At 66.2% G+C, this 25052-nt stretch carries 25 protein-coding genes and 1 tRNA gene; 10 read left to right on the forward strand and 16 right to left on the reverse strand.

What is annotated here, in order from left to right; genetic code table 11:
* Window positions 1-8 precede the first annotated feature (8 nt).
* The 5 genes from Q4G50_RS06855 to Q4G50_RS06875 form a co-directional block, all read right to left on the reverse strand.
* The gene (locus tag Q4G50_RS06855; RefSeq protein WP_303376907.1) at window positions 9-272 is read right to left on the reverse strand and encodes a phosphoribosyl-ATP diphosphatase; all 264 of its coding nucleotides are present in this window, start codon (window positions 270-272) and stop codon (window positions 9-11) included.
* Window positions 273-300: 28 nt separating this feature from the next.
* Window positions 301-993: an HAD family phosphatase gene (locus Q4G50_RS06860; protein ID WP_303376908.1), complete on the reverse strand. Its 693-nt coding sequence runs from the start codon at window positions 991-993 to the stop codon at window positions 301-303.
* Window positions 994-997: 4 nt separating this feature from the next.
* The gene (locus Q4G50_RS06865; RefSeq protein ID WP_303376909.1) at window positions 998-1375 is read right to left on the reverse strand and encodes a hypothetical protein; all 378 of its coding nucleotides are present in this window, start codon (window positions 1373-1375) and stop codon (window positions 998-1000) included.
* Between the two features lie 24 nt (window positions 1376-1399).
* The gene (gene mshC / locus Q4G50_RS06870; protein WP_303376910.1) at window positions 1400-2635 is read right to left on the reverse strand and encodes a cysteine--1-D-myo-inosityl 2-amino-2-deoxy-alpha-D-glucopyranoside ligase; all 1236 of its coding nucleotides are present in this window, start codon (window positions 2633-2635) and stop codon (window positions 1400-1402) included.
* Window positions 2636-2767: 132 nt separating this feature from the next.
* Complete coding sequence (locus Q4G50_RS06875) at window positions 2768-3595, reverse strand: undecaprenyl-diphosphate phosphatase (RefSeq protein WP_303376932.1); 828 nt, start codon at window positions 3593-3595, stop codon at window positions 2768-2770.
* A gap of 78 nt (window positions 3596-3673) precedes the next feature.
* Here Q4G50_RS06875 and Q4G50_RS06880 point away from each other — a divergent pair, with 78 nt between their 5' ends.
* The 3 genes from Q4G50_RS06880 to Q4G50_RS06890 are packed head-to-tail and all read left to right on the forward strand — an operon-like array spanning window position 3674 to window position 6746.
* Window positions 3674-4579: an aldo/keto reductase gene (locus Q4G50_RS06880; protein WP_303376911.1), complete on the forward strand. Its 906-nt coding sequence runs from the start codon at window positions 3674-3676 to the stop codon at window positions 4577-4579.
* Between the two features lie 24 nt (window positions 4580-4603).
* Window positions 4604-5623: a hypothetical protein gene (locus Q4G50_RS06885; protein WP_303376912.1), complete on the forward strand. Its 1020-nt coding sequence runs from the start codon at window positions 4604-4606 to the stop codon at window positions 5621-5623.
* A gap of 13 nt (window positions 5624-5636) precedes the next feature.
* On the forward strand, window positions 5637-6746 hold the full coding sequence (locus Q4G50_RS06890) for a quinone-dependent dihydroorotate dehydrogenase (RefSeq protein WP_303376913.1): 1110 nt from the start codon (window positions 5637-5639) through the stop codon (window positions 6744-6746).
* A gap of 66 nt (window positions 6747-6812) precedes the next feature.
* Here Q4G50_RS06890 and Q4G50_RS06895 read toward each other — a convergent pair whose 3' ends face one another.
* Genes Q4G50_RS06895 through Q4G50_RS06910 form a run of 4 tightly spaced genes read right to left on the reverse strand, consistent with a single transcriptional unit; the run spans window position 6813 to window position 10985 of the window.
* Window positions 6813-7211: a hypothetical protein gene (locus Q4G50_RS06895; protein WP_303376914.1), complete on the reverse strand. Its 399-nt coding sequence runs from the start codon at window positions 7209-7211 to the stop codon at window positions 6813-6815.
* A 12-nt stretch (window positions 7212-7223) separates the two neighbouring features.
* Entirely contained in the window at window positions 7224-7763 is a 540-nt protein-coding gene (locus Q4G50_RS06900) for a YbhB/YbcL family Raf kinase inhibitor-like protein (protein WP_303376915.1), read from the reverse strand.
* 25 nt (window positions 7764-7788) lie between these two features.
* Window positions 7789-9501, reverse strand: coding sequence for an ABC transporter ATP-binding protein (locus tag Q4G50_RS06905; protein ID WP_303376933.1), 1713 nt, complete (start codon window positions 9499-9501; stop codon window positions 7789-7791).
* Between the two features lie 56 nt (window positions 9502-9557).
* On the reverse strand, window positions 9558-10985 hold the full coding sequence (locus tag Q4G50_RS06910; RefSeq protein WP_303376916.1) for an ABC transporter ATP-binding protein: 1428 nt from the start codon (window positions 10983-10985) through the stop codon (window positions 9558-9560).
* 291 nt (window positions 10986-11276) lie between these two features.
* Between Q4G50_RS06910 and Q4G50_RS06915 the strand changes: the two genes are divergently transcribed.
* Window positions 11277-11365 (forward strand) — tRNA-Leu (locus Q4G50_RS06915).
* A gap of 164 nt (window positions 11366-11529) precedes the next feature.
* Here Q4G50_RS06915 and Q4G50_RS06920 read toward each other — a convergent pair.
* Entirely contained in the window at window positions 11530-11955 is a 426-nt protein-coding gene (locus tag Q4G50_RS06920) for a cupin domain-containing protein (RefSeq protein ID WP_303376917.1), read from the reverse strand.
* Window positions 11956-12019: 64 nt separating this feature from the next.
* Here Q4G50_RS06920 and Q4G50_RS06925 point away from each other — a divergent pair, with 64 nt between their 5' ends.
* Complete coding sequence (locus tag Q4G50_RS06925; RefSeq protein WP_303376918.1) at window positions 12020-12721, forward strand: TVP38/TMEM64 family protein; 702 nt, start codon at window positions 12020-12022, stop codon at window positions 12719-12721.
* 10 nt (window positions 12722-12731) lie between these two features.
* Window positions 12732-13304: a MarR family transcriptional regulator gene (locus Q4G50_RS06930; protein WP_303376919.1), complete on the forward strand. Its 573-nt coding sequence runs from the start codon at window positions 12732-12734 to the stop codon at window positions 13302-13304.
* 3 nt (window positions 13305-13307) lie between these two features.
* Here Q4G50_RS06930 and Q4G50_RS06935 read toward each other — a convergent pair whose 3' ends face one another.
* The 3 genes from Q4G50_RS06935 to Q4G50_RS06945 are packed head-to-tail and all read right to left on the reverse strand — an operon-like array spanning window position 13308 to window position 15850.
* Window positions 13308-14543 (reverse strand): SPFH domain-containing protein, encoded by a 1236-nt coding sequence (locus Q4G50_RS06935; protein ID WP_303376920.1) that lies wholly within the window; start codon window positions 14541-14543, stop codon window positions 13308-13310.
* 6 nt (window positions 14544-14549) lie between these two features.
* Window positions 14550-14978, reverse strand: a complete 429-nt coding sequence (locus tag Q4G50_RS06940; RefSeq protein WP_303376921.1) for an NfeD family protein — start codon at window positions 14976-14978, stop codon at window positions 14550-14552.
* Window positions 14979-15001: 23 nt separating this feature from the next.
* Window positions 15002-15850 (reverse strand): DUF3097 domain-containing protein, encoded by an 849-nt coding sequence (locus Q4G50_RS06945; protein ID WP_303376922.1) that lies wholly within the window; start codon window positions 15848-15850, stop codon window positions 15002-15004.
* A 33-nt stretch (window positions 15851-15883) separates the two neighbouring features.
* Between Q4G50_RS06945 and Q4G50_RS06950 the strand changes: the two genes are divergently transcribed.
* Entirely contained in the window at window positions 15884-16597 is a 714-nt protein-coding gene (locus Q4G50_RS06950) for a hypothetical protein (RefSeq protein ID WP_303376923.1), read from the forward strand.
* Here the strand turns inward: Q4G50_RS06950 and Q4G50_RS06955 are convergent.
* The 3 genes from Q4G50_RS06955 to Q4G50_RS06965 form a co-directional block, all read right to left on the reverse strand.
* Window positions 16564-17628 (reverse strand): ferrochelatase, encoded by a 1065-nt coding sequence (locus Q4G50_RS06955; protein ID WP_303376924.1) that lies wholly within the window; start codon window positions 17626-17628, stop codon window positions 16564-16566. The genes Q4G50_RS06950 and Q4G50_RS06955 overlap by 34 nt on opposite strands.
* A 37-nt stretch (window positions 17629-17665) precedes the next feature.
* A complete protein-coding gene (locus Q4G50_RS06960) occupies window positions 17666-19435 on the reverse strand; it encodes a DIP1281 family NlpC/P60 protein (protein WP_303376925.1) in 1770 nt (589 codons plus the stop codon).
* A 447-nt stretch (window positions 19436-19882) separates the two neighbouring features.
* A complete protein-coding gene (locus Q4G50_RS06965; RefSeq protein WP_303376926.1) occupies window positions 19883-20386 on the reverse strand; it encodes a DUF6676 family protein in 504 nt (167 codons plus the stop codon).
* A 268-nt stretch (window positions 20387-20654) separates the two neighbouring features.
* Between Q4G50_RS06965 and acnA the strand changes: the two genes are divergently transcribed.
* The 3 genes from acnA to Q4G50_RS06980 all read left to right on the forward strand — a co-directional run bounded on the left by acnA (window position 20655) and on the right by Q4G50_RS06980 (window position 24859).
* Window positions 20655-23432, forward strand: coding sequence for an aconitate hydratase AcnA (gene acnA / locus Q4G50_RS06970; RefSeq protein ID WP_303376927.1), 2778 nt, complete (start codon window positions 20655-20657; stop codon window positions 23430-23432).
* Between the two features lie 116 nt (window positions 23433-23548).
* Window positions 23549-24115 (forward strand): TetR/AcrR family transcriptional regulator, encoded by a 567-nt coding sequence (locus Q4G50_RS06975; RefSeq protein ID WP_303376928.1) that lies wholly within the window; start codon window positions 23549-23551, stop codon window positions 24113-24115.
* A gap of 9 nt (window positions 24116-24124) precedes the next feature.
* Entirely contained in the window at window positions 24125-24859 is a 735-nt protein-coding gene (locus Q4G50_RS06980; RefSeq protein WP_303376934.1) for a glutamine amidotransferase, read from the forward strand.
* The last annotated feature ends 193 nt before the right edge of the window (window positions 24860-25052 follow it).

Genomic DNA, 25052 nt, shown 5'->3' on the forward strand with positions numbered 1-25052 from the left:
CGGAGCTCCTAGAGGTTCTTGTAGATGTCTTCGGGGGTCAGCCCACGGGCGACCATCATGACCTGGGTCCAGTAAATGAGCTGGCTCATCTCCTCCGCCAGTTCCTCATCGGACTGGTACTCGGAGGCGATCCAGACTTCCCCGGCTTCCTCGATGATCTTCTTGCCGATGTGGTGCACACCCTTGTCGAGGGCTTCCACCGTTCCCGAGCCCTCAGGGCGGGAGGCGGCACGTTCGGTGAGTTCAGCAAACAGGGAGTCAAAGTTCTTCACGAGGGAGCATTATTCCACGCCGCCCACCTCAGCGCTGCAGTTGGGCGAACCACCGGTACACCGTGTCCGCGTCCACCCGGACGAAATCATTGCGCCCGTGCAGGGACTCCAGTGTCACCACACCCTCCGGGACGACGGTGTCGGCGTACCAGGGCAGGCCGATCACCCGGCACCCGGCCGCGACGGCCGCACTCATCCCGGTGAAGGAATCCTCGAACACGAGGCACTCCCCCGGTGCGGCCCCCACCAGCTCCGCGGCGCGCAAATACATATCGGGGGCGGGCTTCGGGCTGGGCACCTCATCCCCGGTCACCGAGTCGCGGAAATACTGCTTACCGACGGCCCCGATCGAGATGTTCGCCAACGTCCGCTCGGTATTCGTCGTGACGAGCATGGGCAGATCACGCCGCGCGAGATCGTCGAGAAGCTCGGTGATCCCCGGATTCGGTGCCAGAGAAGAACGCATCAGGTCCGCCATGCGCGCGTTCATGAACGCGCGGTAGCGCGGATGATCATCCTCGCTGATCTCCAAGCCCGCGTGCCCGGCGCACACGGCGACGGTGTGGCGGAAACTGCCACCGATGGTCGTTTCCCGCAGTTCGGGTGTGAGACGACGCCCCATCATCTCGGAGAGTTCATAGGTGAACTGCTCCCACAGGGGTTCGGTATCAACAAGGGTGCCGTCCATATCCCAGAAGATGGCGGCGGGTGAGCTACTCAAGGGGTTAATCAATCTCCGGAAGTTCAGACAGGGCCTCATCCTCCGCGCCGGTTGCGGCGGAGGCGTCATGGATGAGTTCGTTGAGCACAGCGGTCTCCTCCGGTTCGAGGATGGCACCGTCATGCTTGGCGTTGAAGGCCTCAAGCTCATCGATAGCGGCCTGGACCACCTTGGACAGGTCCTCCCCCTCCGGGTCAGAGAGCAGGTCGAGGGTGTCCAGGAGCTTTTCCAGGATGCTCTTCAACTCCGGCAGCGCGGCCGGATCGAAGGGCTGGTCCCAGAATTCCTTCTCTTCTTCCTTGAGGTAGCTACCGGTGCCGAACTCGTGCAGTTCGGCAATGAACTCATCGACATTTTTCTGGAAATCCCTGCGGATGCTCATGCCGGCCATTGTCCCTGAAAAACCTCAGACCCGCACGCCCAGCAAAGCGTCGAGGGCGTCACGGACCAGCTCCGCGGCTCGCGCCTCGTTTGCCCCGCGAGTGGCCGCCGCCCAGGTGTCCACCACCGCCAGTGCCCCCGGGGTGTCCAGATCTGCGGCCAGGTGGGTGCGTAGCTCCTGCACCAGCGCCTGGGCACCGGCCAGTGAGCCAGCCTGCCGGCAGGCGGCACGCCAGGTGGCCAGCCGCGCTTCCGCGTCGGCCAGAATCTCCTCCGACCAGTCACGATCAGCCCGGTAGTGGGACGCGAACACGCCAAGGCGGATGGCGTCCGGCTCATGCCCGGCGGCGGTGAGCTTGTGCACGAAGACGAGGTTGCCCAGGGACTTGGACATCTTCGTCCCCTCCAGCCCGATCATGCCGGAATGCACGTAATGCCCCGCCATACGCTCAACACCCAGGCCGGCTTCCGCGTGCGCCGCAGAGAATTCATGGTGCGGGAAGATCAGGTCGCTGCCCCCGCCCTGGATGGCGAAGGAGGATCCCAGACGATTCGTCGCAATCGCCGAGCATTCGATATGCCATCCCGGGCGGCCCGGACCCCACGGCGAATCCCAGGCGGGCTCACCTTCACGGTGGGCGCGCCACACCAGTGCGTCGAGGGGGTCACGTTTGCCGGGGCGCTGCGGGTCGCCGCCACGTTCGGCGAAGAACTCCTCCATGGTGGCGCGGTCGTAGTTGGACTCGTAACCGAAGTTCTCGGTGGCGGAAATGGAGGCGTAGATGTCCGGGTACTCCGCGTCATCGACCACGTAGGCGGCACCGGTGTCGAGCAGCCTGCCCACCAATTCGACGACCTCGTCGACGGATTCCACCGCGCCGATGTAGTCGCGCGGGGGGATCACCCGCAGGGCTTCCATGTCGGAGCGGAACAGGTCGATCTGCCCGGAACCGAGCTCCCGCCAGTCGACGCCATCGCGTTCCGCGCGCTCGAACAGAGGATCATCGACATCGGTGATGTTCTGCACGTAGTGCACCCGAAGCCCCTGGTCAAGCAGCATCCGGTGGATGAGGTCGAAAGTGAGGTAGGTCGCTGCGTGTCCCAGGTGGGTGGAGTCGTAGGGCGTGATGCCGCAGACGTACATTCCGGCGGTGTCTGTCGCCTCGACGGGGCGGATGACGCCGTCGGCGGTGTCGTGGAGGGCGAGCGGGACGGACGGGCCGTCTAGGCGCGGGATGTCGGGTTGAGGCCATGAACGCATGTCAACAACCTTAGCGTTAGAGCACTGGGCGCCGACACGGCGCGTGCGGACGTGGCCCTTTGTGCAAGCAGCGTCCGGAAAACCCCAGCTCATTACGTCAGACCGCGCACAGAGGGGTACGCTACAACGCCGCTACACCGGCTGCAGCACTCCGAAAGCCAGCAGGGCCATGACGGCCAGGCCGACCGGGATGCGGTAGGCGGCGAACCAGGCGAAGGAGTGGTGGGCGACGAAGCGTAGCAGCCACGCGATGGACAGGTAACCCAACACGAAGGTGATCAGCGTGCCCACGCCCAGCTGCAGCGCGGACGCCGCCTGCCCAGCCTGGGGGGCAAAGGCATCGGGCAGCGAGAACAGTCCGGAGGCCAGCACCGCTGGAATGGCCAGCAGGAAGGAGAAACGGGTGGCGACTTCGCGGTCGAGGTTCATGAACAGACCCGCCGAGACGGTGCCACCGGAACGCGACACACCGGGGATGAGCGCCAGGCACTGCGCGAAGCCCATGATGACGGCGTCTTTCATGTTCAGCTCCTCGAAGGAGCGCTGCTTCTTGCCGAATTTCTCCGCGAAGATGAACACGAAAGAAAAGAGCACGAGCACGGTGGCGGTGATCCACAGGTTGCGGGCACCCTCGCGGATGATGTCCCGGCCGAAGAAGCCGATGATCGCCACGGGCAGGGTGCCCACGATGACCATCCAGCCCATGCGGTAGTCGAAACCGCGGGCCTGTTTGTTGAACAGTCCGCGGAACCAGCCGGTGAGGATCTGCCAGATCTCCTTGGCGAAGAAGACCAGCACGGCGATCTCTGTGCCCAGCTGCACGACGGCGGTGAACGAGGCACCGGCGTCGACGCCGAAGAACAGCTCGGAGACAATACGCAGGTGCCCGGAGGAGCTGACGGGCAGAAACTCGGTGAGGCCCTGCACGATTGACAGCACGATGACCTGGAGCCAGGACATCTGTTCAGCGGCCGCGCCCGCGGAGGCCAGGATGGTCACGTCATTCACCCGGACAACCGTACTACTACTGTGGACTGGGTGAAACAGCGATTGGTGGGCTCCAGCGGACTGCGTGTCTCAGATATCGGCCTCGGCACGGCCACCTGGGGTGCGGGCACGGACACTGCCGAGGCACAGGTGTTGCTGCGGATGTTCCGCGACGCCGGTGGCACGCTCGTCGATTCCTCGCCCTCCTATGCCGGGGGCCGGGCGCAGGAGGTGTTGGGCCGGGTATTAGCGGACGCTGACGTTTCCCGCCACGATCTCATCCTCTCCTCCTCTGCCGGGGTGGTCCCCGATTCGCCCATGGGCCGGCGGGTGGACTGTTCGCGCCGCGCGCTGGTGCAGCAGCTCGAGGAGACTCTCGCCGTGCTGGGTACTGACCATCTGGATCTTTGGTCGGTGGGCTATTGGGATGACAAGACCCCACCTGCCGAGGTGATGGACACCCTGGACTGGGCGGTGCGGACAGGCCGGACCCGGTATGCGGGGGTGCGTGATTACACGGGTTGGCAGCTGGCCGTGACTGCCTGCCCGGCGGTGGTGTCCACCCAGGCCGAATATTCCCTGTTGTCTCGCGGGATCGAGGAGGAGCTCATACCCGCCGCCCGCCACCTGGGTGTGGGGGTGATCGCCGCTGCGCCGCTGGCGCAGGGGGTCCTCACCGGCCGTTATCGCGCGGGCGTGCCCCCGGGGGTACGGGCCGAGGTGCACGCCCGCCTGGGCACGAAGGCGCATACGGTCGTGGATGCGTTGAGCACCGCGGCCCAGGGCCTGGAGATCCCTCCGGCGGTGGTGGCGCTGGCCTGGGCACGTGACCGTGCCGGGGTTGCCGCGACGGTGGTGGGGGCGTCGCGCCGGGAGCAGCTCGCGGAATTGCTCAGTGTGAGTGGCACGGTGTTACCGCGGGCGATCGTGAAGGCACTGGATGATGTCTCGCGCTAAGCGGCGCTGATAGGCTCATTTAACGTGAAAGCCGGACGTGTGACTGCCCTGGCGGCGCTGACCGCCCCCGTTTGCCTGCTGGTTGCTTGTGGCACAAGCCCCACCAACCCGGAGGTGCCCGATCTTGGTAATGCGGTGGCGGCGTCCTCCCCTGCCGCTGATTCCCCGGCGGGTGAGACGATGGAATTTTCCGGCGAGATCTCCGATATGGAGGCCGCCGGCGAGGTCCTTGGCCTGCGGCACGGTGCGACGCTGACCCTGGGCACGCTGGAGGAGCTGCGCGCGGGGCAAACCCACGATGTGGACGTCCCGGATACCTGCGCTGATCTCACGGCGACGCAGGAGACGTTCGTCCTGGCGTGCGGCGATGAGGTGCTGCTTATCGACGCCGCCGACGGCACCGTCGACAGTCATTCCGTCGCCGATTCTGACGCCGCTCCCGCGGCTTCAGCCGTGTTGACGTCGACGGGCGAGCTTGTCGTCGGATCCGCTGAGAACGACCGGGTGGTGGTTTTTGTGGAGGGTGAGGAGCAGTCCTCCATCACGGTGGCCGGGATGACTTCCCAGCTGCTGGCCACCGCGGTGGGCGGCCAGGATGACGCGGTGGTGCGCACCAACCACGAGAACACGACCATCCAGGACATTCACTGGCGCGACGGCAGGCAGGGCGGCACCCTCCGCGTGGGTCTGGGTATCGGCCAGGCGGCCGTTGGCCCGGAGGGGCTGGTCCTCGCGTCGGACAATCGTGGTGGACAGTTAGCCGTCTACACCGCCGACAATGTAGTGCGCCTGCACCAGACGGTGCCGGTCACCAACAGCCCGTGGGCCGTGGCCTGGGACGTCGAGCGTGACCTGGCGTGGATCACCACCACTGCCGACAACCAGCTCCATGCCTTCACCCTGGCTACGGGCGTGCCGGAAGAGGTGGGCACGATCGAGACGATCGAGGATGCCCACAACCTGGTGGCCCTGCCGGACGGCACCCTCGTGATCGCCTCTGCCACCGGTGGTGGCGTGCAGGTCATCACCGACCCCGAACTCTAAGGAAGGACTTCCCATGTCCCTGCGTCGCTCCGCTTATCAGCTGGCCCTCAAGGGCATGTTCACGCTGCGCCCCGAACGCATTCACGGGCTGATCGCCGGTGGTCTCGAGGTGCTGCAGGCCGCCGGGCCGGCCAACCGACTGTTGGGCAAGATTGTCCCGGTCACTGACCCGGTCCTGGCCCAGGAGGTTTTCGGGGTGAACTTCCCGCGCCCGCTGGGCCTGGCCGCCGGCTTCGACAAGAACGCCTCCGCCGCCGACACGTGGTCGGCCCTCGGTTTCGGCTACTCCGAGCTGGGTACCGTCACCGCGTCCCCGCAGTTCGGTAACCCCACCCCGCGCCTGTTCCGCCTGCCGGCTGACAAGGCGATCCTCAACCGCATGGGCTTCAACAACGAGGGTGCGGCCGCGGCCGCGGAGAACCTGCGCCGCCGGAAGTCGCAGGACGTCATCGGCATCAACATCGGCAAGACCAAGGTGGTGCCCGCTGAGGAGGCCGTCGCAGATTACCGACGCTCCGCCTCTCTGCTCGGCGACCTCGCCGACTACCTGGTGGTCAACGTCTCCTCCCCCAACACCCCGGGCCTGCGCGACCTGCAGGCCGTGGAATCCCTGCGCCCCATCCTCGCGGCCGTCCAGGAATCCACCGCCACCCCGGTGCTGGTGAAGATCGCCCCGGACCTCTCCGATGAGGATGTCGACGCAGTGGCCGATCTCGCTCTCGACCTGGGCTTGGCGGGCATCGTCGCCACCAACACCACCATCTCTCGAGAGGGCCTGATGACCCCCGCCGCCGAGGTCGCCGACATGGGTGCCGGCGGCATCTCCGGCCCGCCGGTGGCTGCGCGCGCGCTCGAGGTTCTCCGGCGCCTCTACGCCCGCGTCGGCGACCAGCTCGTGCTAATTTCTGTCGGCGGTATCTCCACGCCTGAGCAGGCCTGGGAGCGCATCGCCTCCGGAGCCACCCTCCTCCAGGGCTACACCGGCTTCATCTACGGTGGCCCCGACTGGATCCGTGACATCCACCGCGGCATCGCCGATCAGATCCACCGCCACGGTTTCGCCGACATTACCGAGGCCATCGGCTGCGGTGAGCCCTGGCTGGCCAACCCAGCGCGCGACTAGCCGAAGAAAAACGCTCGTGGTACCCCGACTGCGGGGCGCCACGAGCGTTCGTCGATAAGCAGCCGATCAGGCCTTCGGTATCATCGACCGACGGATGATCAGGGCGCACAGAAACGCGAAAACCGCGTACATCGCCAGCCAGTACTGCGCCATGGTGGTCAACGGCTCAGAAGGGAGGAAACGCGCGAAAATGATCAGCGCGACCGCCACCACCAGCGCGATCACCTGCGTGCGGCTTGACGCCTGATCAGTGCGGATCGTGGCGAAAGCACCGAGGATGACCGCGGCGAGCAGGATCGCCAGGAAACGCGGGGTGACGGCGAAAGGCGCCATCCACCCGTCGGTGAACACCGCCACGACAGCGAAAATGGCCAGCGCGACGGCCAGCGCCATGAAGGCACCGCCGACGCGCAGGGCCGCGGGCACCCGGTAGGTCCGCTCGGGGCGGGAGTTCTTTTGGCTCATAGCCTGAAGAGCCTACTTGTTCTCGTACCAACCCCAGAGAATGGCCCGGCCGAGAGAGTGGAAATACAGGTTGAAACCCAACACCGTCGCCGTGGCACCCGGGTCGATGTCCAGCTTCTCGACGTCCACCGCGTGCACCGCAAAAAGATAGCGGTGCGGGCCGTGGCCCTCCGGCGGGGCGGCACCGTAGTACTCGCGCTGCCCGGAGTCATTGGCCAGGGCGATGACGCCGTCCAGGCCCAGATCCTCCTGCGAACCGGCGCCGGTGGCCAGCTCCGAGGTGTCCACCGGGATGTTGAACGCCGCCCAGTGCCAGAAACCGGAGGCCGTCGGCGCGTCCGGGTCAAAGCAGGTCACCGCAAGGGACTTGGTGCCCTCCGGCAGGTCGGACCACGCCAGCTGCGGGGAGACGTTCGCCGGGGCGCACTGCTCCTCGGCGAGCTTCTCGCCTTCCGCCAGGTCCGTGGAGCTGAGCGGGAAGGATGGCAGGTCCTTGAGCGGGGCGTAGGGATCGGGGCCGGGGAAACGGGAATCAGATGCGTAAGAGGTCATATACCCGTTCTACCTGAGATTCCGCTCACATGCTCCAACGGGCGAAAAGGGTGGCGTAGCGGCCCTGCGCCTGCAGCAGTTCATCATGGGTGCCAGCCTCCACGATCCTGCCTTGCTCCATGACGAGGATGTGGTCGGCGCCCATCGCCTGGTCGAGGCGGTGGGCGACAATGAGACTCGTCCGGTCCCGGGCGGCCTCAGCCGCCGCCTCCTCGAGTACGCGGGCATCGTCGCTGCCGGCCTCCGAGGTGGCTTCGTCCATGATGAGCACCGGCGGGTCGCGAAGAATCACCCGGGTAAGCGCGATCTGCTGGGCCACCTCCGGCGGCAGGGGCTGCGCCCCCGCCCCGATGAGGGTGTCCAGTCCGGCGGGCAGGTGTCGGGCCCAGGCCGGGGATTCGGGGCTGAGACCAGTGCTGGCCAGGGCGCGCAGCAAGCGGGTGTCGGGGGCTTGCGGGGCGGCCATCAGCAGGTCCTCGCGGAGGGAACCAGAAAACAGGTGCACATCCTGGGTCAGCAGGGTGACCTGACGGGTAGCCCAGGCGTCATCGACCTGTGCCGTATCCACACCACCGATCAGGATGTGTCCTGCATCTGGGCGCTGCAGACCGGCGATGAGGCCCGCCAACGTGGATTTCCCCGCCCCAGAGGTTCCCACCAGCGCCGTCGTGCTCCCCGCGGGCAGGGTGACGGAAATGTCCGGGAGGATCACCGCACCCCCGGGATAGGAAAAACGCAGGTTCTCGATGCGGATTTCCGGCGGGGACGGCAGGTCCGCTGGCATCTCACGCGCCTCCGTGGGGGCCAGGCGAGCCAGCGCCACCGCGCGACCGAGCGACGTGCCGGCCTCCTGGATGTCCCCGGCAAGGAACAACAAATTGAACACGTGCCCCTCCAAACGCACGACCAGCACCATCGCGGCGGTTGCCGCCCCCACCGTGATGAGGTCACGGGCCACCAACCACGTGGCCAGCCCCATTGTGCTCGCCAGCAGCGTGACATAGGCGATGTTGCCGTATCCGAGCAGGTGCACGAACAACGGGGCGCGGTCCGCCCGAGCCTGCACCGCATCCCACGATGCCCGGCGGGTGCGTTGCAGGGCCCAGGGACCCAGGTGCAGGGCACGCAGAGTCGGCAAACTGCGGACAGTATCGAGGAGCACCGCGTTACGACGTGCCTCCGCCGTCGCCACGATATTCGCCGCCTGCGGCATCCGCGGCAGCACCAGGCGCAACAGCGGAAACACGACAGCCAGGGTGAGCCCTAGCGCCAGAACGAACTCCCAGCGGATCACCACCAAGGCCACCAGCGTCACCGGGAACATGAGGATGGTCACCGCCAGACGAATACCGGTCGCCGACATCATCCGCACGACCGTGTCAATGTCCTGCGTCATGCGCGTGATGACATTGCCGGTCCCCAACTCCAGCACATCGGGCACCGGGGCTCGCAGCACCGAGCCCAGCGCGCGGCGGCGCAGATCCACCGACATCATCCGCGTACGCGCCGTGAGCAACCACCCGCCAGCCGCGCGGGCCGCGGTCTCTACCAGCAGTGCCACAGCCACTGCGACGAGCAGCCACACGAAGGGCTCCACCGGCCCCTCCGCGACATCCACCGCGCGACCTAAAAGTGTGGCCGAAACCGTCATCGCGGCAACTGCCACGCTAAACACTGTGGTTGTACCCAACAACCAGGCCAACCCGGGGCTGGACGGCAGGGCACGCAACGTTTCCATTGAGTGCCGTACTGAAGCCGGGGCGAGGACATCCTCTCGATCGCTTGTCTTCCAGCTCACCGGAATTCCTCCACCTGATCTGCCACGGCCCGCCATGCCGCCGAGGTACTCACGACGACGGTTGCCCGCCCCCGCCGCAAGCGCGCCACGTTCTGCGCCACGAGGTCGAGGGTGACGGCATCCAACCCGGTGGTCGGCTCATCCAGCACGAGCACCTCTGGGTCGTGCACCAGCCACCGGGCGAGGGCGACGCGCTGGCGTTGCCCGCCAGATAGATTGAGCCCAGCTTCCCCGATCGGAAAATCAGGCAGCGTGCCACCATCCATCCCACCCAGCCGGGTGATGATGTCCCCACACGCCGCTGCCGACAATGCCGCCTGCACTTGTTCCGGGTGGGCGGTGCCCAAGGGGTCGATGTTGTCGGCCAGAGTGCCCTCGAACACGGCCGCCGCATGCGGGGCGACGACCACCTCCGGAGAGGCCTCCAATTCCGCGAGGCGCTGCCGTACCCGCCGGATACCGGCAGCGCTGTGGGCCGACCACACAATCACCCCCGCCTCCGGGATGTCCGAGTGATGGGGGCGGAACTCCGAAACTTGCAGATCACCGACCAGTTTCTGGATCCGCCCCGCCGAAACCATCCCGCGCGACCAATAATCCACTGCAAAACTCAATGCGAAACCCAGGTACATCAGCGCGGGCGGCACCATGAGCGCGACGGTTACCAGCTCCGCATCTGTGATCGTGTCGCGGCGCAACATGAGGGCCGCCACGACCACGATCCCCACCACACACAACGTGGGCACCACCTGGCGCACCAGTGTCAGCCAGCCCGTCAGCCGCGCCTCCATGAGCATGATGCGCAGGGCGCGGCCGGTCGCGGCGTCGAAACGCTCCTCCGACACCTCAACTGCCCCCAATCCCTTCACCACCCGTGAACCCTGCGCCACGTCCGTCGCCAAAGATACGGCCGCACCTTCTGCTTCTCGACGCCGCGCCCCCACCCGCGCCAGCGGACCTGCGGTGGCAAACGTGGTCACGGTCGTGAGAACACCTGCCAGCACCAACAGACCACCCAGCACAGGATGCGCCACACCCACTGCGACCGCTGAACCCAACAAGTAGGCCACCATCATCACCGGCCAGTTGAGGACCTCCTTCAGCTCACCCACCTGGAAGGAATCCCCATCCACCGTGTTGAGCACTTGCCCCGGAGTCAGCTCCGTCGGCTCCGCCCCCACCAAGCGCTCCGTCAGCGACAGGCGCACCGAATGCACCGTCCGGGCAGCTGCCATATCCGCCATCGCATCACCCGTCGACTCCGCCACCCACGACGCCAAAGCCACCCCGACTATCACCAGCACCGCGATCAGCGCCACCGGCAGCGAGGCCGATTCGAAGGCCCGCGTACCGCCCTGGGCCACCACCACCGAGACAAGCACCGATGCACCCATCCCCACGATGGTCGAGACCAGCAGGACCATCACCGCGCGTCCATGCAGACCCGCCAACACTACTGCGCCGCGAGCCCGCGAGGACCACGCCTCCGGCCGCACCTCGACATCTCGCTCCGGGGCACGCCGGGGTACGAACCACGACCAGGTTGGTATCCGCCGGGGCGGGCGATACAAGCGATCCATAATGCTTAGAAAAACTACCACTTACAGCCGTGTAACTACGGTTGACATGCGGATTTGTGTCTTTGTCAGAAGTGCGGCTACAGTAGTGCAGGTGCCCAGCCGAGAGGGTGAGCACAAACAAGTGAATGACACCCAGCCCGGGTGGCGGAATGGCAGACGCGCTAGCTTGAGGTGCTAGTGTCCTATTAACGGACGTGGGGGTTCAAGTCCCCCTCCGGGCACCATGAAGGGCCACCGAAAGGTGGCCCTTTTTGCATCATCATGGATAGTCACCCTCGGTTGGTGCATTTTGGCTGTACTCAAGTATGGCGTATATGCACCAACCCAGGGCCCCGCGGCCCCACGCCCCTAGTGGGAGGCCTGGACGCCGCGCGGGGCGTCGAGAAGCTTAGTGCTGCTCGTTCGGATCGTTGTCCGCGTCTTCCTTCGTCTCGTGGTAAGTGCCAGCGACGTGATCCGGGGCGGCGTAGATCGAGTAGAGCTTCACCGTCTCGGTGCCCTCGTTGACGAAGTTGTGCCACTTGCCGGCCGGGACGAAGATCGCGAAATCGTCCTCGACTTCCTGATCGACGTCGAGGTTGTCCTCGCTGTCGCCGATCATGATGCGGCCCTTGCCGGCCTCGAGGCGCAGGAACTGGTCGTGGTCGTCGTGGACCTCGGCGCCGATCTCGCCGCCAGCTGGGATGGCCATGACGGTCATCTGCAGGAACTGGCCGGTCCACAGGGTGTCACGGAAGGCCTCGTTCTCCTTGGTGACATCCTCGATGTCGAGGACGTAGGGGTTCGGGCCGTGGTCGGTGCGCAGGTCTGCCATTGATACTCCTTTGTTGGTTGACGTACGCCTCCCCAGTGTAGACGCGGGCGTAGACTGACCCCTTGTGAAACGGTTCGGGCAGTACTTCCTGGCTCTGCTGAGCGACGCCGCCGGGGCCGTCGCCGCCTGGTCATGGGCCCGTCGCATCGTCGTTGCGGGGGCGTTGGCGGCGTTTTTGGCCGTCACATTGCTTATCGACGTCCCCGCCATCACCACCCTGCGCCAATGGTCGGAGGCCGCCGGCCCGTGGTTTGTGGGCCTGTTCTGGCTGGCTTATGTGGTGATCACGCAGTTTCCGGTGCCGCGGACGATCCTGACGCTGTCGAGCGGACTGCTGTTCGGCCCGTGGATGGGCATCATCGTGGCTTTGACAGCGACCACCGTGGCCGCGGCACTGAGCCTGTCGGTGGTGCGCGGGTTGCTGGGTGAGTGGATGGCCCCGCGGCTGCGGCATCCGGCGGTGGCGGGCATCAACGCACGCCTGGAGCAACGTGGGTGGTTGGCAGTGACCAGTCTGCGGATGATCGCTGGCGTGCCTTTCTCCATCATGAACTACGCCGCCGCGCTGACGAGCGTGCCGTTGGGGATGTTCACGGTGGCCACCCTGATCGGCTCGGCACCGGGAACAGTGGTGACGGTGGTGCTCGGAGATGCATTGACAGGGGAGCTCGACCCGTTGGTCATCGGGTTGACGGTGGTGTTGGCGGTGCTGGGGTTGGTGGGACTCGCCGTCGACCAACGCCTCCCGGTCAAGTCTGTGACGTAGACTCACAGTCATGTTGGCTGTTCATGCACGGTACCGGGGGCGCGAGGTACGCCGCGCCGAGTTGGTGCGCCGCTCCGCGGAAGCTCTCTCAACGCTAGACGGGGTCGGTGAATTCGAGGTCCTCGGCGTGGAGGATATCTGTGCGGTCGTCGACTCCCCGGAGTCTGTGTGCGACACCGTCATGGCGCTGCTGTCCGACGGCAGTTGGGCCATCGGAATCGGTGTTACCCCGGGTTCCGGTGCCCAGGCCCAGGCCAGGGCCACCGCCACCCGAGCGCTGAAAGGATCAGCTCGGGCGGGAGTGGTCAAGGTGCTGCGCCACCCGCGGGGCGCTGAGGGGCTCGGCGTCGATATCGCCGCCGCTTTCGCCTTGCTGGGCCATGTGCTGAGCAAGCGCACCCTGGAGGGCCGGGAGGCCACGTCCCTGGTGCGTTCGGGTCTGAATCAGAATGAGGCCGCGGAAGCGCTGGGCATCTCCAAGCAGGCGATGTCCCAGCGTCTCCAGGCGGCCGGGTGGCAGGCGGAGACCGCCGGCTGGCAGCTGGCGGTCAACCTCCTGGCGCGGGCGGACGCCGACCAGTAGCTGTTAGCGCCCCTCCACCTCTGGCTCTCGCTGCTCACCGAAATCGAAGCTCGGGGCAGGCGGGGTGGATTCAATCTCGCGCTGCTCCGGCGACGGTGACGTCGCGGGCGCCGATGCCTTCTGCACCTTGATCTCGTGCGGCTCCGGGTCGACGGGCTTGTTGGCCACGGCGGTGGCGGCGGCGACGGCCGCGGCGATCTCGGGGTCGGTGGCGGTGTTGAACCACTCGTCGGTGTCCTCGGTGCCGGCCATCTGGCGGGTCTCGTCGTCGACAAGCGAGGGCTCGTAGCGGAAGACTCCCTCGTCGTCCTTCTGGGCGAATGCGCGGGCGAACTGCTCGAGAGAATCGCCGAACTGGGAGGGGATCATCCACATGGTGGAGGCCTGGCCCTCGGCGAGCTTCGGCAGCTTCTCCAGGTACTGGTAGGCCAGCACCTCGGGGGTGACTTTGGAGGACTTGATGGCGGCGTTGACCTTCTGGATGGCCTGGGCCTCACCCTGTGCCTGCAGGAAGCGGGCGGCGCGCTCACCCTCGGCCTTGAGGATCATGCCCTGGCGCTCGGCCTCGGCCTGAAGGATGGCGGCGTGCTTCTCACCCTCGGCGGAGAGGATGCGGGCCTGCTTCTCACCCTCGGCGGTTTTGATGTCGGACTCGCGGCGACCCTCGGCGGTGAGGATCATGGCTCGCTTTTCGCGGTCCGCCTTCATCTGCATCTCCATGGACTGCTGGATGGACGGCGGCGGGTCGATCGCCTTGAGCTCGACGCGGCTGATGCGCAGGCCCCACTTGGAGGTGGCGGCATCCAGCTCGCCGCGCAGGCGGCGGTTGATCGTCTCGCGCGAGGTGAGGGTCTCCTCCAGGGTCATACCACCGACGACGTCGCGGAGGGTGGCCACGGAGATCTGCTCCACGCCCACGATGTAGTTGTCCACGCCGTAGATCGCCTTGGCCGGATCATTGATCTGGAAGGTGACCACGATGTCGATGGCGACGGTGAGGTTGTCCTGGGTGATCACGGCCTGCGGCGGGAAAGACACAACGCGCTCGCGGGTGTCCACGCGGGCGCGGATGCGGTCGACGAAGGGCACCAGCAGGGTGAGCCCGCCGGCGACGGTGCGGGTGTAGCTGCCGAGTCGCTCGATGACCGCGGCCTCACCCTGGGGGATGAGCGCGATCGACTTGATGACGACAACGGCGACGAAGATGAGGAGGACAATAAGAAGTATGAGTCCGGCCATGGGTGTTTATGTTTCCTTCCAGACGACTGCGGTGGCGCCGTCGATACTGATCACGGACACGCGCTCACCTGCGGCGAACGTGTGGGTGGGGTCAAGGGAACGGGCCGACCAGATCGACCCGTCGAGGCGGACCTGACCGCCGTGCTCCCCGACCGCGTCGAGGACCACCGCCGAGGAGCCGACCAGGGCCTGCGGCGAGGTGTCCAGCGCCTTCGGGGCGGCCATACGGCGCCGCAGGACGGGCTTGAGGAACACCAGCAGGCCGAACGCGGAGATGGCGAAGGCCACGACCGAGGCCCACAGGGGTGCTCCGGCCAGGGACACACCCGCGGCGGCCAAGGCGGCGCCAGCGAGCATGAGCAGGGTGAGCTCGCCCACGGCCAGCTCGAGGCCGGCGAGGACGAGTGCTGCGATGAACCAGACTATTGCTCCCACGTGATCCAAGGTACCGAAGGCGGCTACATGAGGTCGGCCTTGGACAGCTCGGGCGTGGTGACGAAATCGACGAGGCGTTCGACCGCGCCGATGAGGGTGGAGTCCAGATCCCGGAAGCTCCCCACGGCCGAATACACGCGGTTCCATCCCTCCCGGGGGTCGGACCAGCCGAGACGTCGGCACACACCGGTCTTCCAATCCTCGCCATAGGGAACGTCGGGCCAGGCGCGGATGCCGACGGCCTGCGGCTTCACCGCCGCCCAGATATCGACGTACGGGTGGCCGGTGACCAGCACGTGCTCCCCCACCGTCTGCGTCATGCGGGTCTCCTTGGAGCCCTCGACGAGGTGGTCAGCAAGCACACCGACGCGGCGGCCTGGCCCCGGTTCGAATTCGGCCAGGCGGTGTTCCAGGTTGTCCAGGCCCTCGAGGTATTCGACGACGACACCCTCGACGCGCAGGTCATGCCCCCACACCTTCTCGACGATCGCCGCGTCGTGCACACCCTCCACCCAGATACGCGAGGGTGCGGCGACCTTTGCCTCGACGTTGTCGACCCGGCGGGAGCCGGAGTTGGAGCGCTGCACCACCGGCTGCTTTTTCGGCAGGTGGCGGATGAGGGTGACGGGGCGGCCGTCGATAAGAAAGCCTCCCGAGACCAGCTGGAACAGGCGCGTGACGCCGCGGCGGTCCTCCAGGCGGACGAACTCGCCGTCGTAGGTGCGCTCCCAGCCGACCACGGCGCCCACATAATCCTCGCCGCGGACCTCGACGACCAGGCCCGGCTCGGCGGGGACCTTGGGGTATTCGCGGGGGCGGGAACGGGCGTGTCCGGAGAGGATGTCGCCGGAGTAGGGATCGTGAAAGCTCATGGCCGCACACCTTATCGGCTAGACTGCCCCGCCATGGATATCCGCGCCGAGGTCTGGTCACCGCTGCAAAACACCGCCGTCTGGCTCGGCGCCTGGCTCCACGGCCTGGAGGCCACCGACAATCTCGTCGATGCGCTGCACGATCTCGGCGCGGAAGGCCTGGTGGAGGTCCTGGGCGATATCCGTCGTTGCGCGCTTATCGACGCCGCGTCCCCCGCCGTCAGGCTCATCCTGTCCGGTCCCGGGGAGGCTCCCGCCTTGCCGGCGGGTGGTGCGGCGGCGCGGGCGGCGTCGATAAGCGGACAAGCGTTGGTGCTGGCCGAGAGGCACGTGCTCGTCCCCGACAAGGAGGGGAATTGGCAGTGGTTCGAGGAGGAGGATCCGCTGCCGGCGCCCGCGTGGCTGAGCCCCGGCGAGGCTGATGAGCTGCTCACCCGGGCGACGGCGCAGGCTGCGCAGCTGGTCACCGACTCCGGTTACCGCACGGACGTGCTGGAGGCCCCACGCCTGACGGTAGGCACGCTGGCGGACTTCTACGACACCCCCGGGCTCCCGGCGGCCGTCCCGCCGCGCGCCGCGAAGCTCTTTGCCCGCGCCGATCGGGTGGCAGCGATCATCGAGACGGTGAAAACCCGGATGAAGGACCACCGCATCGACCCGCAACTGCTGGGGCTGTGGCGACACATCCGGGCCGCGCGCATGGCCGGGGTGGACTACGCGGTGCGGGATTTCGACCGGCTGATCTGACAGCAGCCCGGGCGGCAGGCCTGCCCGTTGACGGTGCAGCCCTGGACGGTGACCTCGCCGAGGGAGGCGGGCGGATCGTTGGCCACGAGCTCGTCGATGATATCGACAACCATGCCGGCGAAATCCTGCTCCGGGCCGGCGGTGCGGGTGCGTTCGACGTGGACGTCGAGGTCGCGGGCGGCGTCGGCAAGCTCGGTGTCCAGATCCCAGATCACCTCCATGTGATCGGAGATGAAACCCACCGGACACACAACGACGGCCTCGATACCCTCCGCGGCAATGGCCGTGGTGTGGTCGACGATGTCCGGCTCGAGCCACGGGGTGCGCGGGTTACCGGAACGGGACTGCCACACGACGTCGTATTCCCCCACCCCGGCGGCCTCTGCGATAAGACGGGAAGCTTCGGCGACCTGACGGGAATACAAGTGGGAATCCTCCGGGCCACCCGCCGCCTCATCGGCGGCCGTGGGCACCGAATGTGCGGTAAACAGCACCCGGGTATTACGCCCCGCAGGCACCTTCGCCAGCGACTCAGCCAACGCCTCGGCCATGAGCCGGATGAAGGTGGGATGATCGTAGAACTGACGCAGCTTGGTGAACTCGATCGGCGCGACGCCCTTGTCCTCCAGGTGGGCGATAATCCGCCGGATGTCCTCGTTGTACTGCAGGCACGCGGAATAACCTCCCCAAGCGGAGGTCGCGAACACCAGCGCCCGCCGCACACCGTCGGCGGCCATCTGCTCGGCGGTATCCTCGCCGAAGGGGTGCCAGTTGCGGTTGCCGAAGTAGACCGGTAGATCCAGGTCGCGGGAGGCGAGCTCGGACTTCAGGTTCGCGATGATCTCCTTGTTCAGGCGGTTGAGCGGGCTGACTCCCCCGAAGTGGAAGTAATGCTCACCGACCTGGGCCAGGCGCTCGCGCGGGATGCCGCGGCCGCGGGTGACGTTCTCCAGAAAGGGGACGACCTCCTCGTCCCCTTCGGGGCCACCGAAGGAGAGGACGAGGAGGGCGTCGAAATTCAGTTCAGTCATGCACCCGAGCCTATCAACCTTTAGGTTGAGGGCTGCGCTAGATCAGGCGCACGGCGTGGGGCGACATTCCAGACCAGCGGACCGGGGAGATCTTAACGGAGGAACCGGAGTTCGGGGCCTCGATCATCGTGCCGTCCCCCAGGTAGATGGCCACGTGCTGGTTGCCACCGGGGCCGTAGAAGATGAGGTCACCGCGCTGCATCTGGCTGGGGTCGACCTTGGTGCCGTGGTTGTACTGGTAGCCGGTGTAGTGCGGTAGAGCGATGCCGACACCGGCGAAGGCGTAGAGCACGAGGCCGGAGCAGTCGAAACCGATTTTGTTGAAGTCACCGAAGGAGTCGGCCACACCACCGTCGCGGATGCCGCGGGTCGGGCCGCTGGCGTTGCCGCCGCCCCAGGCGTAGGGCACGCCGATCTGGGACTGGGCGCGGGCGATGACTGCCTCGATCTTCGCCGAACGGTCACCGATGTCAGCGACCTGCTCGGCGGCCTGTTCGGTGACATCCTCGATGGTCTCCAGCACCGGCGCCTGCGGCAGATCCTCCTCGACGACCTCCGGTTCCGGGTTCTGCACCGCCGCGATGGGGGCAGGGGCAGTGTCCTCATCGCTGGTGGACGGGTAGGGGTTGTCCAGGTTGCCGTGGTCGGGCTGGGAGGCGACGATGACGGCGGCCGCGGCAGCCACGGCAGCAGCGGTGGCGGCGTCGCGGAAGGCCTGGGCCTCGGCTTCGCGGGCGGCGGTGGCGGCGGCTTCTTCCTCGGCGCGGGCCTGCGCTTCCTGGCGGGCCGCGGCCTCTGCCTCGGCCTGCTCGGCGGCCTGGCGGGCAGCCGCGGCGGCTTCTTCTGCTTCTCGACGCTCGCGTGCGTCGCGCTCCACAGCTTCCTGCGCCGCTGTTTCCGCTGCGGCGGCCTCAGCGGCGGCGGTCTCAGCGGCCTGGCGGGCGGAGTCCGCGGCTGCGGACTCTTCTGCGGCGACGCGGCGTGCTTCCTCAGCCGCGGCCGTGTCCGCCGCCGCATTGTCTTCGGCGGCGCGGCGCTGGGCATCTGCCGCGCGGTACTCCTCAGCGTCCTGGCGGGCGGCGTTGCCGGCGGCGATCTCCTCGCGGGCCTCATTGAGCTGGGCCTGGGCAGCATCGCGCTCAGCAGCCAGGCGATCGCGCTCGGCAGTCAACTCACCGATGCGGAAATTGTTGGTCTCGATGGCGGCGCGGGCCTGCGTCTCGCGCTCGGCGGCGCGGGCCTCGCGCGCTTCGGCGACGTTGCGCAGGTAGCGCAGCTCGGACTCGCGGTTGGCCTGCTCGGTGCGCAGCTGATCCAGTTCCTCGATGGCAGCGCGCTGCTTTTCGGCATTGGTGCGCAGGTACGTCTGGCGGTCGAGGGAGTCGTTGGAGGCTTCTTCGCCGGCGAGCGTGGCGACGGCGGTGGGGGTAGCCGTGCGACGGTAGGCGGCGCGGGAGATCTCGTCGAGCTTGGCCTGCGCCTCATCGATCTCGGCCTGGGTCTTGTCCAGCTCCGCGCGGGCGACGATGACGGCCTGGCGAGCCTGTTCGGCGGTGGCCTGGGCATCGTGCAGATCAACGAGAGCCTTGTTGACCTCCTCGTGGAGTCCACCGATCTCCAGCGCCAGGCGGTCCATCTCAGACTCCGTGCGGGAGACGTCGGTGGCGAGCGAGGCCACGCCCGATTCCGTCGGGGTAGCGGGGGTCGCGGAGACGACAGCCGGGGTGAAGGCTGTCAGGCTGCCTGCGCACAGGGCGGTGGCAAGCACGGTGCGCAGGCGTGCGCGGATGGCGGTGGTCGAGGCCACGTGAACTCCTCACGAACCCACCCATGACAAGACCTCAGGCTTGACGAAGGCGGGTGCCGAATCGGTTGATCATCGGTGTAGGCACACGGGTATCCGGACCCGCCTCATCCTTAAGTGTCTCTTCGCGCTTGGCGTGCTTCCCCACATGCCCGTGCGATGACGATGACGACCCGGTTGGCCGTGACTCTGTTAGATGCCGGTGGCTTCCATCGACCCGTGAGCCGATATTGGCACCATAGAACACGTGAGGCTCCTGTGACCCAACGTTTATCAAGATTCACATCAGTAAAGCCTGACCCCATGACCAACAGGGCCGGTTGACCTGCGAAATGACGAATCGATAACAAATGTGTGAGTTCAGTCACACTTTGTGCTCCACCCGGCGTGTCGGCATGCTAGCCACATAACAATGCGGCAACAGTTTGCCCGTCAAAACATCTCAGCGCGTCAAGCGCTCAACCTTGACGGCGCCACCCTCCGGGCGTTCCATGCCGTTAGCGCAGCCGCCACAGCGACCAGCAGCAACACCACCACCAGGATCCCCACCCAGTTCAGTGACCACCCGTTGACGTCGTCGATAAAGCGATGGACGCCCCCCACCACATCCCCGTCCGCCAGGAAGGGGTACTGCGCGGTCTCTATCTCAGCCCGCGAGTGAACATCGGAGACAATCGCCCCCGATCCCGGCGCCCGGACAATTACCGTCTCCACCTCCGTGGCCACCAGCACATCCTGGGCGATATCCCGCAGATCCGGGGTATGCGCTGGCGTGTGCTCTAAAACAACGACCCCCAACGACCCAAAACCGGAGGACTCGGCGTGCGACGCGGCGTCGATAAGCCCAGGTTCCAACTCCCCCATCTTCTCCGCCGGCACGAAGGAGCCGAAGGCGACGGAGTCCTCGTCGATCTGGCGGGCAAGGTCGTCGATATCGACACCTTCAGGAATCATCAGCAATCACTTTCGGGGGCGAAATGTAGTTCCGGTTCACCCCTTTTCTATCCCCCGCGGGTGGGACGGGGGTGGCGACGCGCCGCCCAGCCAGCCGAAAGCCACAAACAAAACGCTCGTACTGTTAGAATTAGCGGCGGTCGTTGGTACGAATCCCTAGACTTGGAGGAGTACCACCGCGTTCTGCCGGTACACGCCTGCCTTGATCGGGCCGGACGGGTACAGGTATCGAACATTCCAGTTCAATGAAGAGGAAATGGAGCTCCCTGTGACCGAAAGCAAGAACTCCTTCAACGCCAAGCGCACCCTCGAGGTCGGCGAGAAGTCCTACGACTACTTCGCACTCGACGCCGTGCCGGGCATGGAGAAGCTGCCGTACTCCCTGAAGGTTCTCGGCGAGAACCTGCTGCGTACTGAGGACGGCGCCAACATCACCACCGAGCACATCGAGGCAATCGCCAACTGGGATCCGAAGGCTGAGCCTTCCATCGAGATCCAGTTCACCCCGGCACGAGTTCTCATGCAGGACTTCACCGGTGTCGCCTGTGCCGTCGACCTGGCCACCATGCGCGAGGCTGTGAAGACCCTCGGCGGCAACCCGGATGACGTCAACCCGCTCAACCCGGCTGAGATGGTCATCGACCACTCCGTCATCGTCGAGGCTTTCGGTACCCCGGAGGCCCTGGAGAAGAACGTCGAGATCGAGTACCAGCGCAACGAGGAGCGTTACCAGTTCCTGCGTTGGGGTGCTGAGAGCTTCTCCAACTTCCGCGTCGTCCCCCCGGGAACCGGTATTGTCCACCAGGTCAACATCGAGTACCTGTCCCGCGTGGTCTTCGACAACGAGGGCGTCGCCTACCCGGACACCTGCATCGGCACCGACTCCCACACCACCATGGAGAACGGCCTGGGCATCCTGGGCTGGGGCGTCGGCGGCATCGAGGCCGAGGCAGCCATGCTCGGCCAGCCGGTCTCCATGCTCATCCCGCGCGTCGTCGGCTTCAAGCTGACCGGTGAGATCCCGGCTGGCGTCACCGCCACCGACGTGGTGCTCACCATCACCGAGATGCTGCGTAACCACGGCGTGGTCCAGAAGTTCGTCGAGTTCTACGGCAACGGCGTCAAGTCCGTCCCGCTGGCCAACCGCGCCACCATCGGCAACATGTCCCCGGAGTTCGGCTCCACCTGTGCCATGTTCCCGATCGACGAGGAGACCATCAAGTACCTCGAGCTCACCGGCCGCTCCGAGGAGGACATCGCCCGCGTCGAGGCTTACGCCAAGGCACAGGGCATGTGGCTCCACGAGGATGCCCCGGAGGCCGAGTACTCCGAGTACCTCGAGCTGGACCTGTCCACCGTCGTGCCGTCCATCGCCGGCCCGAAGCGCCCGCAGGACCGTATCCTGCTGTCCGAGTCCAAGGCTCAGTTCCGCAAGGACCTGCCGACCTACGCCTCCGACGAGACCGCTGAGCCGGTCCGCGCCACCAAGGCCGAGGGCGACGACTACAACCAGTCCTTCCCGGGCAACGGCGAGTCCGCCGCCGACTCCGCCGAGGGCCGCGCCTCCAAGCCGGTCATCGTCGAGTCCCCGCAGGGTGGCGAGTACACCCTCGACCACGGCATGGTGGCCATCGCCTCCATTACCTCCTGCACCAACACCTCCAACCCGTCCGTGCTGGTCGCCGCTGGCCTGCTGGCCCGCAAGGCCAACGAGCTGGGCCTGAAGTCCAAGCCGTGGGTCAAGACCATCTGCGCCCCGGGTTCCCAGGTCGTCGACGGTTACTTCAAGCGCGCCGACCTCTGGAAGGACCTGGAGGCCCTCGGCTTCTACCTCTCCGGCTTCGGCTGCACCTCCTGCATCGGTAACTCCGGTCCGCTCCCGGCTGAGGTTTCCTCCGCCATCAACGAGCACGACCTGGCCGCCACCGCAGTCCTGTCCGGCAACCGTAACTTCGAGGGTCGTATCTCCCCCGACGTGAAGATGAACTACCTGGCTTCCCCGCCGCTGGTCATCGCCTACGCCATCGCCGGCACCATGGACTTCGACTTCGAGAACGATGCCCTGGGTCAGGACAAGGACGGCAACGACGTCTTCCTCAAGGACGTCTGGCCCTCCACTGAGGAGATCGAGGAGACCATCGCTGGCGCGATCTCCCGCGAGCTTTACGAGGCTGACTACGCCGACGTCTTCAAGGGCGACGAGCAGTGGCAGAACCTGGACATCCCGACCGGCAAGACCTTCGAGTGGGACGAGAACTCCTCCTACATCCGCAAGGCTCCCTACTTCGACGGCATGCCGCTCGAGCCGGAGGCAGTCGAGGACATCAAGGGCGCCCGCGTCCTGGCCAAGCTCGGTGACTCCGTGACCACCGACCACATCTCCCCGGCCTCCTCCATCAAGCCGGGCACCCCGGCAGCCCAGTACCTGGACTCCAAGGGTGTCGAGCGCAAGGACTACAACTCCCTGGGCTCCCGTCGTGGTAACCACGAGGTCATGGTGCGCGGCACCTTCGCCAACATCCGTCTGGCCAACCAGCTGGTCGACGTCACCGGTGGCTACACCCGTGACTTCACCCAGGAGGGTGGCCCGCAGGCCTTCATCTACGACGCCGCCATGAACTACAAGGAGGCCGGCACCCCGCTGGTCGTCCTGGGTGGCAAGGAGTACGGCACCGGTTCCTCCCGTGACTGGGCTGCGAAGGGCACCATCCTGCTCGGCGTGAAGGCCGTCATCACCGAGTCCTTCGAGCGTATCCACCGCTCGAACCTCATCGGTATGGGTGTCATCCCGCTGCAGTTCCCGGCCGGCGAGTCCCACGAGTCCCTGGGCCTGGACGGTACCGAGACCTTCGACATCGAGGGCATCACCGCTCTGAACAACGGTGAGACCCCGAAGACCGTCAAGGTCACCGCCACCAAGGAGGACGGCTCCACCGTCGAGTTCGACGCGGTTGTCCGCATCGACACCCCCGGCGAGGCCGACTACTACCGTAACGGCGGCATCCTGCAGTACGTTCTGCGTCAGATGATCGCTGCGTCCAAGTAGTTCATCTCCCGCAGTGTGAACTGCCTCTGAGAGGGGGCTGCATCCCCGGATAAGGCGTCCACGCCGCCGGGGAGGGCAGCCCCCTCTCCCCTTTTCCCCCTCCAGGAGTGTTCCCCATGCCCGTGGTCAGCGACTACGAACTCTCGCGTCGGCAGACCGAGATCCTCGAAGGTGCCCGGCGTTGCTTCGCCGAGTACGGCTATGAGGGCGCGACCGTGCGCCGCCTCGAAGAGGCCATCGGCAAATCCCGGGGGGCGATTTTCCACCACTTCGGTGATAAAGAGAACCTGTTTTTGGCTCTGGCGCGGGAGGACGCGGCCCGCCAGGCGGAGCTGGTCGCACAGTCCGGGCTCGTCGAGGTGATGCGCGAGATCCTCGATCACCCTGAGCGTCACGATTGGTTGGCTACCCGCCTGGAGATCACGAAAATGCTGCGTACCGACGCCGCGTTCCGGGCCCGATGGCACGCCCATCAGGAGGTGCTTGACGACGCCGTCCGCGAGCGCCTCGCCCGCCTCGGCGCCGACGGGCGGATGCGTACCGATGTCACCCCCGAGGTCCTGCACACCTACCTGGAAACCGTCCTCGACGGTCTGATCACCCGGCTGGCGTCCGGGGGTTCCACCGTTGGCCTGGACCGAGTTCTCGACCTGGTCGAGGGATCCGTGCGGCGTTCCGTATAAGCTGTAATGATGCCCCAGATCCTTCTCGTCTCCCTGCGTTCCGGTGAACTCGCCGAGCAGATTGCCGCGGCCGAGGAACGCGATTTCCTCCAGTCCACGCGCCTGGATCCAAGGGACCTCACGCACATCAACATCGGGTCAGTCACCGACACCGCCGGGGATCTGGCGGGCTATGACGGGGTGCTGGTCGGTGGCTGCTCCTTGAACATGACCAATGAGGTGTGGGACGAGTGGCAGCACCACGTCCACGCCGAGCTCGAGCGTATCTGCGATTCGGGGTTGCCGGTCTTCCTCGTCTGCTACGGCACGAGCTGGCTGGCACACACCCACGGTGGGCAGATCGGGCATTCGCATGCCGAGACTTCCGGCGAGTCCGTCATCGAACTGACTGCGGAAGGCCTGGCCGACCCGATCTGCGCGGGGTTGCCCGCCACGTTCACCTCGTTAACCGGGCACACCGAGAATGTGGAACAACTCGGGGAGGGACTGAGCGTGCTGGCGACCGGTCCGACCTGCCCGGTCCAGCTCATCCGCCGCGGCGACCGGGTCTGGGCCTCCCAGTTCCACGCCGACATGGATGCCGTGGCCATGCGCTCCCGCATGGATTTCTACTACGACTACGGCTATTTCTCCCCGAGCGATTATCAGACGATTCTGGCGGCGTTGCCCGCGATCGACACGACGTGGTCAAACAAGCTCCTGGAGAACTTCGTCGATCACTGCAAACGCCACGACACGCCTTAGCCTGGATCCACCGATGTAGTTCGGTTTCCGGCGGCATGGGAATAAAAGAAATGCCCTTCTGATACGGGAATATACGACTTGTCTAAGGCCCGTATCCCACATCAAGAAAGAGCATCTCTCAGGTGCAATTATCCCATACTGTTAGGGACGTGCTTTTAGTAGCACGGTTCTGACGAACGGATAGCGCGGGTAT

Origin of the sequence: Corynebacterium sp., assembly GCF_030538285.1 — a bacterium.
Classification (GTDB): Bacteria; Actinomycetota; Actinomycetes; order Mycobacteriales; family Mycobacteriaceae; genus Corynebacterium.

Bases quoted from the DNA above. Each gene is read 5' to 3' on its own strand.
- Q4G50_RS06865 (WP_303376909.1), bottom strand. From the start codon at position 1,375: ATGAGCATCCGCAGGGATTTCCAGAAAAATGTCGATGAGTTCATTGCC.
- mshC (WP_303376910.1), bottom strand. From the start codon at position 2,635: ATGCGTTCATGGCCTCAACCCGACATCCCGCGCCTAGACGGCCCGTCC.
- Q4G50_RS06875 (WP_303376932.1), bottom strand. From the start codon at position 3,595: ATGTCCTGGCTCCAGGTCATCGTGCTGTCAATCGTGCAGGGCCTCACC.
- Q4G50_RS06890 (WP_303376913.1), top strand. From the start codon at position 5,637: ATGTCCCTGCGTCGCTCCGCTTATCAGCTGGCCCTCAAGGGCATGTTC.
- Q4G50_RS06895 (WP_303376914.1), bottom strand. From the start codon at position 7,211: ATGAGCCAAAAGAACTCCCGCCCCGAGCGGACCTACCGGGTGCCCGCG.
- Q4G50_RS06900 (WP_303376915.1), bottom strand. From the start codon at position 7,763: ATGACCTCTTACGCATCTGATTCCCGTTTCCCCGGCCCCGATCCCTAC.
- Q4G50_RS06905 (WP_303376933.1), bottom strand. From the start codon at position 9,501: ATGGAAACGTTGCGTGCCCTGCCGTCCAGCCCCGGGTTGGCCTGGTTG.
- Q4G50_RS06910 (WP_303376916.1), bottom strand. From the start codon at position 10,985: ATGGTCCTGCTGGTCTCGACCATCGTGGGGATGGGTGCATCGGTGCTT.
- Q4G50_RS06920 (WP_303376917.1), bottom strand. From the start codon at position 11,955: ATGGCAGACCTGCGCACCGACCACGGCCCGAACCCCTACGTCCTCGAC.
- Q4G50_RS06930 (WP_303376919.1), top strand. From the start codon at position 12,732: ATGTTGGCTGTTCATGCACGGTACCGGGGGCGCGAGGTACGCCGCGCC.
- Q4G50_RS06935 (WP_303376920.1), bottom strand. From the start codon at position 14,543: ATGGCCGGACTCATACTTCTTATTGTCCTCCTCATCTTCGTCGCCGTT.
- Q4G50_RS06945 (WP_303376922.1), bottom strand. From the start codon at position 15,850: ATGAGCTTTCACGATCCCTACTCCGGCGACATCCTCTCCGGACACGCC.
- Q4G50_RS06950 (WP_303376923.1), top strand. From the start codon at position 15,884: ATGGATATCCGCGCCGAGGTCTGGTCACCGCTGCAAAACACCGCCGTC.
- Q4G50_RS06955 (WP_303376924.1), bottom strand. From the start codon at position 17,628: ATGACTGAACTGAATTTCGACGCCCTCCTCGTCCTCTCCTTCGGTGGC.
- Q4G50_RS06965 (WP_303376926.1), bottom strand. From the start codon at position 20,386: ATGATTCCTGAAGGTGTCGATATCGACGACCTTGCCCGCCAGATCGAC.
- Q4G50_RS06975 (WP_303376928.1), top strand. From the start codon at position 23,549: ATGCCCGTGGTCAGCGACTACGAACTCTCGCGTCGGCAGACCGAGATC.
- Q4G50_RS06980 (WP_303376934.1), top strand. From the start codon at position 24,125: ATGCCCCAGATCCTTCTCGTCTCCCTGCGTTCCGGTGAACTCGCCGAG.